Source organism: Streptomyces sp. NPDC001599 (assembly GCF_042893535.1).
In the GTDB taxonomy this organism is placed as follows: Bacteria; Actinomycetota; Actinomycetes; order Streptomycetales; family Streptomycetaceae; genus Streptomyces.
In genome coordinates, this window is the sequence record NZ_JBIAVA010000031.1 from 13,903 (window position 1) to 24,539 (window position 10,637).

Sequence of the window (10,637 nt, forward strand, 5' to 3'; positions counted from 1 at the left end):
GTCGGGAAGCAGTGACACCGATCACGCTAGGAGGGCAAAACACGAGGTGGAAGCGGCAACGGCGGTTTCATCACCTTGGTCGCCTCAAGTGGATGCGATCTCCGTGGGCCGACCGGTGAAGCGCCTGGACTTCCGTCGTCCGCCGTACGCTCCGGCCCTGACCTTTCGACAGGGTCGGGCGGGCGGGACCGTCACATGAAGACCATCGTGAGGTGGGTGTCGGCCACGCCCGTGACGTCCTTGGGGCCGTACTCCGACTCGGTCGGGTCGTAGTCGAACTCGACGTAGGGCTTGTCGGTGAAGTGCGGGCAGGCCAGGGTGCTGGTGCTGGAGTCGGGCCCGGACGCCGTCTCCCAGTCGATCCACCAGCCCACGCAGCCGGAGTCCCCGCCGTTGAAGGGGCCGCCGGGCTTGAGGTCCTCGACGTGGCCGGTCACCCGTACCTCGCCGTCCTCGACGCAGACGGTGATCTCGCCCCGGCCGAAGTCCTCGGTCTCGCTGTCCGTGACGCAGCCGGCCGCCGCGGCCCCGGCGGGCGCGGCGGAGGCGGCCGTCGTCGGGAGCAGGGCGACCGCGCCGATCGCGGCGGTGAGCGCCGTGGCGCGCAGGATTCCACGCATGGTCGTGTCCTTTCCATCGGTGGTGCCGGATGACGGTGGTGGCGCGGGTCCTAGGGGTGCCGGGGTCCGCCGCGGTCCGTCGCCCCTCGGCTCAGGGCGAGGGGGTGTGCGGCTCCCGGATGCGGGCACGTCCGGCCACGCCGAAGCGCAGGGTCTCCCGCAGCCGGACCGGGCCGTCGGTGTCCCCGGACCGGGCGGCGTCGCGCAGTTCGCGGGCCATCGCCTGTGCCTCGGCCGCCCAGTCGTCCAACTGGTCAGCGACGGGACCGGCGTTGGCGGTCAGGATGCGGGCCCAGCGTTCCGGGTTGGCGTCCGCGGTCCTGGTGACGTCGCGCAGGTCCTGGCCGGCGAGGCGTACGGCCGACTCGTCGCCGCCGAGCAGCCGCGCGGCGACCAGGCTCGCGACCAGGTGCGGGGCGTGCGAGACGAGGGCCACGGCGCGGTCGTGGGTCTCGGGGTCCAGCAGCACCGAGACCGCCCCGCACAGCGCGACCAGTTCGAGCGCGCAGTTCAGGGCGAGGTTCCCGGTGGCCTCGGTGGGCGTGAGGGCCCAGGGCCTGCCGTCGAAGAGGTCGGCGCGGGCCTGGACGGGGCCGCTGCCCCCGACCACGGGGGCGCCGCTGACCAGGGAGGCCAGGTCGCAGCCGTGCGCCCTGACCTCCCGGTGCAGACGCACCTTGACGCCGGAGACGTCGGTGTAGCAGCGGGCCGTGCCGAGCTTCTGGTGCTCGGCGAGCACCGGCGCGACCTGGTCGGGCGGCACCGCGAGCACCGCGATGTCGGCCTGCCGCGGCGGCGGCGCGGCGAAGCCGGCCCCGCAGCGTTCGCCCGCCAGCGCCGCCTCGGGGTCGGCGTCGGTCAGGTACGTGGTCACGCCGTGCCGCCGCAGAGCGAGCCCGACGGAGCGGCCGATCACTCCGGCGCCCACGATGACGACGCTGCGCATGCGTCTTCCCCTCTCGGCCCGGGCCCGGGCGGCTCTGCTCGGCTCTGCTCTGCTCGGCAGGCTCGGTTCGGCTCGGCTCAGCCGAAGATCTTGACGGCCTGGTAGTAGGTCCAGGCGGTGCTGTTGCAGGCCGTGTTCTTCTCGCCGGTGTAGGCGGTGCAGACGCGCTTCATGTCCTCGTAGAAGGCGCTGTCGATGCGGCTCTTGTTGGCGTCGAAGCTGCCCGCCGCCTTGTAGTTGCGGTAGCCGAAGTCGTGGCGCGCGCAGGCCGAGTTGAACGGGAAGCCGAAGGGGTTGTCGGGCGCCTGGGTGCACAGGTCCGTGGACCAGTCGAACTCGTAGGCGGCCCAGGCGGACTGGTTCCGGTTGGCCGCGAGCCAGGCGTTCTGGCTGGACGCGCTGGTCTGGGTGAAGGAGGCGAGCACCTGGGGCTTGTCCGCGGGCGCCGCCTGGGCGGGAGCGGCGGCGACGCCGAGGGCGAGCGCCGCACCGACGGCGGCGAGCGTGGTCCGGGTCCTGGTGGTGGTGCGCACGGGCGGCCTCCAAGGTGGGGGGCGGATACGGCTCCACCACCTTGGCGGGACCCGCTATGGGCCCCTTATCGCACCGGTATCGGCGAAGGGGCCGTGCTCCGGCAGCCGGAGCACGGCCCCTTCGGGAGCCAGGGCGGGTGGGGCGTCAGGCGTCGCGGCGGCGCAGGACCGCGGTGCCGGCGGCGTAGGCGGCCAGCGCCCACAGCAGCAGGACCAGCAGCGCGGTGCCGGCCCCGTAGGGGTCGCTGTCCTGGGTCAGCAGGACGGTACCGGCGACGCTCGGCATGTAGTCCGAGGCGGTCTCCAGCCACTTGGCGCCGACGACGCCCATCAGCTGGGGCAGCGCGAGCAGGACCATGATGAGGGTCGTGATGGTGCCCGCGGCGCTGCGCAGGACGGTGCCGAGCCCGATGGCCATGACGGCGAGGAGGGCGAGGTAGACCCCGGCGCCGAGCGCGGTGCCGAACAGCTGGCCGCCGCTGTAGTCGCCGTAGTCGCCCATCAGGGGCGCGGCCACCAGGGTGCCCAGCAAGCTGAAGACGAAGCCCGCGGCGACCACGACGGCGGCGACGACCAGGGTCTTGGAGCGCAGCATCCGGCCGCGCGCGGGCACGCTCTGGAGCGTGGTGCGGATCGAGCCGCTGGAGTACTCGCTGGTGAGGGCGAGGGTGGCGAGCACCACGATGGTCAGCTGGGAGATGAGGAAGGCCTGCGAGGCGTGGTGCGGGGCGGGCATCGTGACGTCGACGCCCTTCTTCGCGCTGGCGTCGGCGGAGGCGCCGACCATGGCGGCGAAGGCCACGGTGAGCAGCAGGCCGACGGCCAGGTTCCACCAGGTGGCCCGCACGCTCCAGAACTTGGTCCACTCGAACGCGACGGCGCCCTTGAAGCCGCCGCCCTTCACGGGACCCACGAGCTTGGGGACGGTTGTAGTAGTCATATCCAGTTACGCCTTCTGGTGGTCCGGGACTTCGGTGACCTGGGAGAGCGCGGGAGAGCCGTACTCCACGCTCGCGGCGGTGAGTTCCATGTACGCCTGTTCCAGGCTGGCCTTGCGCATGCTGAGTTCGTGGATCGGAACGCGGTGGTGGAAGGCGAGGTCGCCGATCTCCTCCAGGGTCCCGCCGACGACGAGGAGTTCGTCGGGCGCGGAGTCCGCGTTCGGCTCGACGCGCAGCCCGAACTCCAGCAGCTCCCGCCTGAGCACGTCGGGCTGCGGGGTCCGCACCCGTACGGCGGTCAGCGAGCTGCCCGCGATGACCTCCTCGATCGGGGCGTCCGCGATGATCTTTCCGCGGCCGATGACCAGGAGGTGGTCGGCGGTCTCCTGCATCTCGCTCATCAGGTGACTGGACACGAAGATCGTCCTGCCCTCCGCCGCGAGGGAACGCATCAGCTCGCGGACCCAGCGCACACCGTCCGGGTCCAGTCCGTTGACCGGCTCGTCGAAGAGCAGCACCTTGGGGTCGCCCAGCAGGGCGGCGGCGATCCCGAGCCGCTGGCCCATGCCGAGGGAGAAGGAGCCGATGCGCTTGTTCGCCACCTCGGACAGGCCCACGGTCTCAAGGACCTCGCCGACCCGGGACGCCGGGATCCCGTTGCTGCGGGCCAGACCGAGCAGGTGGTGCCGGGCCGAACGGCCGGGGTGGCCCGCGCGGGCGTCGAGCAGCGCACCGACCTCCCGCAACGGGTGCCGCAGTTCCTCGTAACGCTTGCCGCCCACCAGGGCCCGCCCCGAGGTGGGCGCGTCCAGACCGACGATCATGCGCATCGTCGTCGACTTTCCCGCGCCGTTCGGGCCGAGGAATCCGGTGACCTTTCCCGGATTGATCTCGAACGAGAGGTCCGAGACCGCCGTCTTGTCGCCGTACCGCTTGGTCAGTCGGTCCAAAGTGATCATCGCCTGGTGGCTCCTTCCAAAGTCACGTCCTCAACGCTAGGGAGAGGCAGGGGCACGAAACATCTGGCGATCGGCAACGACCGCAGTCGACTTTCGGCAGATCCGGCGGCCGGGGCCGCTCTTGTAGCGTGCTGGAATGCACCGATGGCAGGCCGTGCGCCGACGAATCGAATCGCTTGTACGGGTCCTCGGCTCCGAGCGCCCGTTCACCCGGCGCGCCGATCTGGTGCTGCTGCTCGTGCTGCTCGTGCCCTCCGCTTTCGCCACCGGGACGCTCGGCACGGCGCCGGTGGCCTGGCTGGCCGCCTGTCTGCTCATCGCGGCCGCGGTCGTGGTGCAGCGCACCGCGCCGCTGCTGTCCCTGCTGCTCGCGGCGCTGCTGACGCTGTTCTATCCGTGGTTCGGGGCCAACCTGTGGCCGGCCATGGCGACGGTGGTGCTGAGCTGCCTCGCGGGCCGCAGACTGACCCGGCTGTGGCCCGCGCACCTGGTGTTCCTCTGTGTCGCCGTGGCCGGGCTCCTGCTGGTGGGCACCGTCGGCCAGGGCAAGGACTGGCTGAGCCTGCTGATGACCGAGTTCGTCGCCTGTGTACTGCCCTGGTGGGCGGGCAACTGGTGGAGCCAGCGCACCGCGCTGACCCACGCCGGCTGGGAGCACGCCGAGCAACTGGAGTGGCGCCAGCGCTACATCGCCGACCAGGCCAGGATGAAGGAGCGGGCCAGGATCGCGCAGGACATCCACGACTCCCTGGGCCACGAGCTGAGCGTGATGGCCCTGCTCGCCGGCGGCCTGGAGCTGGCCCCCGGGCTGTCGGAGCAGCACCGGGAGTCGGTGGGCCAGTTGCGGGAGCGGTGCACGATGGCCACCGAGCGGCTGCACGAGGTGATCGGGCTGCTGCGGGAGGACCCCAATCCGTCGCTGACCCCCGCCGACGAGTCCGTCGCCCAGCTCGTGCGCCGCTTCCAGCGGTCCGGTACACCGGTCCGGTTCCAGGAGGACGGGGCCCGGGACCGGCCCGGCACGCCGCTGCTGTCCGACCTCGCGGCCTACCGGGTGGTGCAGGAGGCGCTGACCAACGCGGCCAAGCACGCGCCGGGCGCGCCCATCGACGTACGGGTGACGCACACCGCGGACGAGACGGTGGTGTCGGTCGTCAACGAGCGTCCGGAGCGCGGCGCAAGTGCTCCGGCGGCCGGGAGCGGGTCGGGGCTGATCGGCCTCGACGAGCGGGTCCGGCTCGCGGGCGGCACCCTGCGCACGGGCCCGCGGGCGGGCGGCTTCGAGGTGTACGCGCGACTGCCGCGCGGCGCCTCCTCGCCGTCGCGGTCCACCGAACCGCCGGGGCCGGCCGGCGGGGACGGCACGGGCGACGGCGCGGTGTCCGGGGACGCGACGGCCGGGGACGAGGGGCGGGCCGCGGCCGACGCGGCGGACCTGCCCGCACCCTCCGGGCCGTGGCGCAGCGCCTCCCGGGCCGCGCTGCTGCGCACCCGGGCCCGGATCAGGCGGGACGCCCGGCGGGCCGCGCTGATCCCGGCGGTGCTCGGCGCCGCCATCGTGGCCTTCCTCGGCGGGCTCTACGTCTTCACCTCGGCGACCACGTCCCTCGCCCCCGAGGACTACGCCCGGATCCGGGTGGGCGAGACCCGCGCCGATCTGGCGCCCGCGCTGCCGGAGCGCCGGATCAAGAAGCCGCCGCCGGTCACCTCCGAGCCGTCCGTCCCGGCCGGCACGACCTGCGAGTACTACCGGGCGAGCAGCGGTCTGCTCGACTTCGGCGGCGCCATGTACCGGCTGTGCTTCAAGGATGATGTCCTCATGGCCAAGGACACGCTCTGACCACCAGGGAAGGATCGGATGATTCGCGTACTGCTCGCCGACGACGAGACCATCATCAGGGCCGGGGTTCGCTCCATCCTGACGACCGAGCCGGGCATCGAGGTGGTCGCCGAGGCTTCCGACGGGCGGGAGGCGGTCGAACTGGCCCGCAAGCACCGGCCCGACGTGGCCCTGCTCGACATCCGGATGCCGGAGATGGACGGCCTGACGGCCGCGGGTGAGATGCGGAGCACCAACCCGGACACCGCGGTGGTCGTCCTCACCACCTTCGGGGAGGACCGGTACATCGAGCGGGCCCTCGACCAGGGCGTGGCCGGGTTCCTGCTCAAGGCGTCCGACCCGCGGGACCTGATCTCCGGCGTACGGGCCGTGGCGTCCGGCGGTTCCTGCCTCTCCCCGCTGGTGGCGCGGCGGCTGATGACCGAGCTGCGCCGGGCCCCCTCACCGCGCTCGGAGGTGTCGGGGGAGCGCACGACGCTGCTGACCAAGCGGGAGCAGGAGGTCCTCGGCATGCTGGGGGCCGGGCTGTCGAACGCGGAGATCGCGCAGCGGCTGCACCTGGTCGAGGGCACGATCAAGACGTATGTCAGCGCCATCTTCACCCAGTTGGAGGTCCGCAACCGGGTGCAGGCGGCGATCATCGCGTACGAGGCGGGACTGGTGAAGGACAGCGACCTCAACCGTTAGACACTGCCCGGTCCTTGACGAAGCGGGCCAGCCGCGTCGCCCCCTCGGCGGCGCGGTCGGTGGTGAGGTAGCTGCACGACAGCCGGATCTGCCGGTCGCCCGCGTCGTCCAGGTGGAAGTGGCGCATCGGCGTCCAGATGACGCCGTACTTCTCCGCGGACACGTCCAGCGCGGCCTCGTCCGCCTCGAAGGGCACGTCGAGGGTCAGGAAGAACCCGCCGTCCGGGTCGTTCCACCGCACGCCGTCCGACTCCGGGGAGCCGGGCGGCAGTTCGGCGGCGAGGGTGTCGCGCAGGCACCGCATCGTGGACTGGTAGTGGCGGGCCGAGGCCTCGTTCGCCGCCCGCAGTCCCCCGCCGTTCTGCAGCAGCAGTCCGGCAACCGCGGCCTGGCTCAGGGTGGGGGTGTTGACGGTGACCATGCTCTTGACCTTGGCCAGTTCGTGGGCGAGCAGACCGGGCGGCCGCCCGTCCGCTCCGGCCACGAGCTGGTCGGCGACGACGAAGCCGACGCGGGCGCCCGGGAAGGCGGTCTTCGCGAAGGAACCGAGGTAGACGACGCGCCGTTCGGTGTCGAGGGACTTGAGGGTGGGGCGGCGCACCCGGCTGAACACCCCGTAGGGGTTGTCCTCCAGGAGGAGCAGGTCCAGCCGCGCGGCGGCGTCGAGCAGGGCGGTGCGGGCCTCGCGGCGCATGCTGACGCCGGTCGGGTTGGAGCAGTCGGGCACGACGTACAGGCACCTGGCGCGCCGGCCGCTCGCCTCGATCTCCCGGACGGTGCGCTCCAGCCCTTCCGGGCTCGGCCCGTCGGGGGTGCCGGGCACCGGCACGACGGGGATGTCCAGCAGGCCGGCCGCGCCGGTGATGCCGACGTAGGCGGGGCTGTCGACGAGGAGCACGTCGTCCGGTCCGGTGAACAGGGCGCGCAGGGTGAGCAGGACGGCCTCCTGGCACCCGACCGTCACCACCACGGAGGCGGGGTCGACGGTCAGGTCCTCGTCCACCTCGAGCATGCGGGCGACGATGTCCCTGATCTGCCCGGCGGTCTCGCCGTACTGGTAGAGCGCGGTGCGGACGCGTTCCTCGGAGTGGCCGCGCTCGCGCAGGTGGTCGAGGTAGGTCTCGATGTACCCGGGGACGCGTGCGACGTCGAAGTCCCCCTCGTAGGGGCGCCCCGGGGCGAAGGAGATCGCCTGCGGGTAGCGGAGGGTCACCTCGTTGAGGAAGTTCATCGTGTCGAGCAGTGGGGCGGACAGGCTGGGGTGCAGGGCGGTCCGCGCCAGGACGCCGTCCCGGTCCGTGCGCGCTGGGGTGGTGGTGGTCATCCGTGGCTCCTGTCTCGGTGCGGCGCCGGGCGGGGCGCGGTGGGCGGACCGTCGTACGGCGCCGGGCCGGCGTGCGGCGGGCCGTGGTGGGGCGGGGCCAGGGTGTCCGGGCCGATCGTGCCGGTCGCGGCGTGGCCGGTGAGCACCATCGTGTCGGCGAAGTCCTCGGTCAGCAGGGTGAGCATCCGGCGCACGCCCGCGGCGCCGCCGACCGCCAGGGCGTACAGCGCGGGACGCCCGACCAGGACGGCACGGGCGCCGAGGGCCAGGGCGGCCAGGACGTCGGCGCCGGTGCGGACGCCGCCGTCGAGGAGGACCGGGCAGCGTCCGCGTACGGCGGACACCACTTCGGGCAGCGCCTCCAGGGTCGCCGGTGCGCCGTCGAGTTGGCGGCCCCCGTGGTTGGAGACGACGATGCCCGCGACGCCCGCGGCGACCGCGGCCTCGGCGTCCGCCGCCGTCAGCACGCCCTTGGCCAGCACCGGGAGGCCGCTCGCCGCGCCCAGGTCGGCCACGAAGGACCAGTCCAGGCGGCGGTCGAAGGCCAGCCTGCTGTGCGCGCCGGGGCTCGCGCTGCCGGCCGCCGCCGTGCCGGTCAGGTTGGCCGGGGCGATGTGGGCGGGGACCGCGAAGCCGTTGCGCAGGTCGCGCAGCCGGCGGCCGGTGAACGGGGTGTCGACGGTGAGCACCAGCGCCTGGTAGCCGCTGTCGCGGGCCCGGCGGGCCAGGCCCAGGGTGGTCTCGTGGTCGCGGAAGCAGTACAGCTGGAGCCACAGCGGTGCGCTCGCCTCGTGCGCCGCCTCCGCCACCTCTTCGAGGCTCCGGCTGGCGAAGGTGCTGACGACGAGCGGGAGTCCGAGCGCGCCGGCCGCCGTGGCGGTCGCCGGTTCGCCGTCGGGGTGGGCGAGTTCGTGGTAGGCCACCGGGGCGATGCCCACGGGCGCCGGCCACCGGGAACCGAGCACCTCCACGGAGGTGTCCGGCTCCTCGATGCCGGGCAGCGCCCTGGGCCGCAGCCGTACGGCGCCGAAGACGGCCTCGTTGGCGGCGAGGGTCCGCTCCCGCCCCGCGCCGCCCGCGATGAAGTCCCAGGTGGCCGTGGGCAGTTGCTCGCGCGCGAGCCGCGCGAAGTCGTCGAGCGCGAGCGGCTCCCGCACCCGGGCACCGACGCCGCCCGCCGGACTCCCGGCCGCCACGCGCGCCGGGGCCCCGGACCCCTCGGGCGCCACCGCCCCGGGCTCCGGGGGCGCCGCCGCGTTCCCCGGCAGCGCGGGCGCCCGCTCCTCAAGTACCACCGCTTCCGCCTCCGCAGGCGCCACCGGCGCGGCGGCCCCGGGGCCCGTGGACCCCCGGGTCGTCCCGGGCCCGGGCTCGGCGGACCTCCGGGCCCCGGCCCCTGCGGACGCCGGGCTCCCGGCCTCCGTGGGCGCCGGGCTCGGCGGCTCCGCAGCCCCGGGCGCCACGACCGGCACCGTCACGGTCTCTGCGAGCACCGCGGCCCCGGACCCCGCGGACGTGCCGGCCCCGGGCTCGGCGGGGGTCATCGGCCGGCCACTTCCCGCTCCCGCTCGACCGCCTCGTACAGGGCCTTGATGTTGGAACTGCCGAAGCCCCGGGCGCCGTTGCGCTGGATGTACTCGTAGAAGAGGGTGCCGCGCGGGTAGGGCGAGCGGGTGAAGATCTGGAGCAGGTAGCCCCACTCGTCGCGGTCCGCGAGGACGTTGGTCTCGCGCAGGTCCTCGATGGCGTCGGCCATCGCGCCGACCCGCTCGGTGAGCAGGTCGTAGTAGGCGCCCGGGGTGCGCAGGAAGGCCACGCCGCGGTTGCCGAGCGAGCGGACCGAGCCGACGATGTCGTCCACCAGGAAGGCCAGGTGCTGGACGCCCGGCCCGTCGTGGGCGCTCAGGAACTGGTCGATCTGGCCCGGCACCCGGGTGTCGTCCGGCTCGATGAGCGTGAAGGTGATGCCGCCGCCGGCGTTGCGCACGACGATGGAGTCCATCGCCTGCTCGCCCACCTCGATGTACTCGGAGGAGTAGTAGGGCATGTCGAAGGCCGCCTCGTAGAACTCGGCGGTGCTGCGCAGCGTGCCGGACTCCAGGCAGACGGCCACGTGGTCGAGGAGGGGCCGCGGCCCCGTGCGGCCCGTGGCGGCCGGGAGCAGCGCCCAGTCCCGGTCGGGCGGCAGCAGCCCCGCGCCGTCCCCGCCCGCCGCCGGGACCAGGGTGTGCCGGATGTCCCCGAAGCCGGAGACAGTCGCGAACCACGCGTCCTGGCCCGCCCGGTGGGAGGGCGTCGGGGTCTGCAACGCCTCGGCACCGGCGAGGACCGCGCGGTCGAAGCAGGAGCGCACGTCGTCGCAGCCGAAGGCGAGGTCGGCGATGGAGTCGCCGTGCCGCTCCACGTACCGGGCGACCGGGGTGTCCGGCGCCAGCGCCTGGGTGACCACGAGCGTGACCTCACCGCTGCGCAGCACGGTGGACCGGCGGTCGTGGGTACCGGTGGCGGGGCCCGCCACCGCCAAGGGGACGAAACCGAGGCTGTCGACGAGGAAGCCGGACGCCTCCCGGTCGTCCGCGACGTACAGCTCGGCGTACGCGATGTCACTGGGCGGCATGGCGGCTCTCCAATGAATGAAGGGGAAAGGGGGAGCGCTGAGGGAGCGCCCGCCGGAAAGAGGGAAGGGGCCCTCTCTTTCTCCGGCAGTGATGAGAAATGCGCGTGACCACACTCTACAAATGGCCCGTATAACCTCGCTATCGACTGGTTATCAAGGCTCCTACCTGC

The 10,637-nt window shown here is 73.4% G+C and carries 10 protein-coding genes; 2 read left to right on the forward strand and 8 right to left on the reverse strand.

Annotated features, from left to right (window positions below; all coding sequences use genetic code 11):
• Window positions 1-191: 191 nt before the first annotated feature.
• From ACFYZ3_RS38280 to ACFYZ3_RS38300, 5 genes are all read right to left on the reverse strand, one after another.
• The gene (locus tag ACFYZ3_RS38280) at window positions 192-620 is read right to left on the reverse strand and encodes a hypothetical protein (RefSeq protein ID WP_388527973.1); all 429 of its coding nucleotides are present in this window, start codon (window positions 618-620) and stop codon (window positions 192-194) included.
• Between the two features lie 91 nt (window positions 621-711).
• Window positions 712-1,566 (reverse strand): prephenate dehydrogenase, encoded by an 855-nt coding sequence (locus tag ACFYZ3_RS38285; RefSeq protein ID WP_388527976.1) that lies wholly within the window; start codon window positions 1,564-1,566, stop codon window positions 712-714.
• Between the two features lie 77 nt (window positions 1,567-1,643).
• The gene (locus ACFYZ3_RS38290; RefSeq protein ID WP_361008209.1) at window positions 1,644-2,099 is read right to left on the reverse strand and encodes a phospholipase; all 456 of its coding nucleotides are present in this window, start codon (window positions 2,097-2,099) and stop codon (window positions 1,644-1,646) included.
• 145 nt (window positions 2,100-2,244) lie between these two features.
• Window positions 2,245-3,039 carry an ABC transporter permease subunit gene (locus ACFYZ3_RS38295; protein ID WP_388527979.1) on the reverse strand — a complete coding sequence of 265 codons (795 nt, stop codon included), beginning with the start codon at window positions 3,037-3,039 and terminating at the stop codon, window positions 2,245-2,247.
• 6 nt (window positions 3,040-3,045) lie between these two features.
• Window positions 3,046-3,999 carry an ABC transporter ATP-binding protein gene (locus ACFYZ3_RS38300; RefSeq protein WP_388527982.1) on the reverse strand — a complete coding sequence of 318 codons (954 nt, stop codon included), beginning with the start codon at window positions 3,997-3,999 and terminating at the stop codon, window positions 3,046-3,048.
• 136 nt (window positions 4,000-4,135) lie between these two features.
• Between ACFYZ3_RS38300 and ACFYZ3_RS38305 the strand changes: the two genes are divergently transcribed.
• Window positions 4,136-5,839 carry a sensor histidine kinase gene (locus tag ACFYZ3_RS38305; RefSeq protein ID WP_388527985.1) on the forward strand — a complete coding sequence of 568 codons (1,704 nt, stop codon included), beginning with the start codon at window positions 4,136-4,138 and terminating at the stop codon, window positions 5,837-5,839.
• 18 nt (window positions 5,840-5,857) lie between these two features.
• Window positions 5,858-6,526, forward strand: coding sequence for a two component system response regulator (absA2, locus tag ACFYZ3_RS38310; protein ID WP_388527988.1), 669 nt, complete (start codon window positions 5,858-5,860; stop codon window positions 6,524-6,526).
• Here absA2 and ACFYZ3_RS38315 read toward each other — a convergent pair.
• The 3 genes from ACFYZ3_RS38315 to hppD form a co-directional block, all read right to left on the reverse strand.
• Window positions 6,516-7,850, reverse strand: coding sequence for a PLP-dependent aminotransferase family protein (locus ACFYZ3_RS38315; RefSeq protein WP_388527991.1), 1,335 nt, complete (start codon window positions 7,848-7,850; stop codon window positions 6,516-6,518). The genes absA2 and ACFYZ3_RS38315 overlap by 11 nt on opposite strands.
• Entirely contained in the window at window positions 7,847-9,145 is a 1,299-nt protein-coding gene (locus ACFYZ3_RS38320) for an alpha-hydroxy acid oxidase (RefSeq protein WP_388527994.1), read from the reverse strand. The genes ACFYZ3_RS38315 and ACFYZ3_RS38320 overlap by 4 nt, the downstream gene beginning before the upstream one ends.
• Window positions 9,146-9,390: 245 nt before the next feature.
• Entirely contained in the window at window positions 9,391-10,467 is a 1,077-nt protein-coding gene (gene hppD / locus ACFYZ3_RS38325; protein ID WP_388527997.1) for a 4-hydroxyphenylpyruvate dioxygenase, read from the reverse strand.
• Window positions 10,468-10,637: the final 170 nt, after the last annotated feature.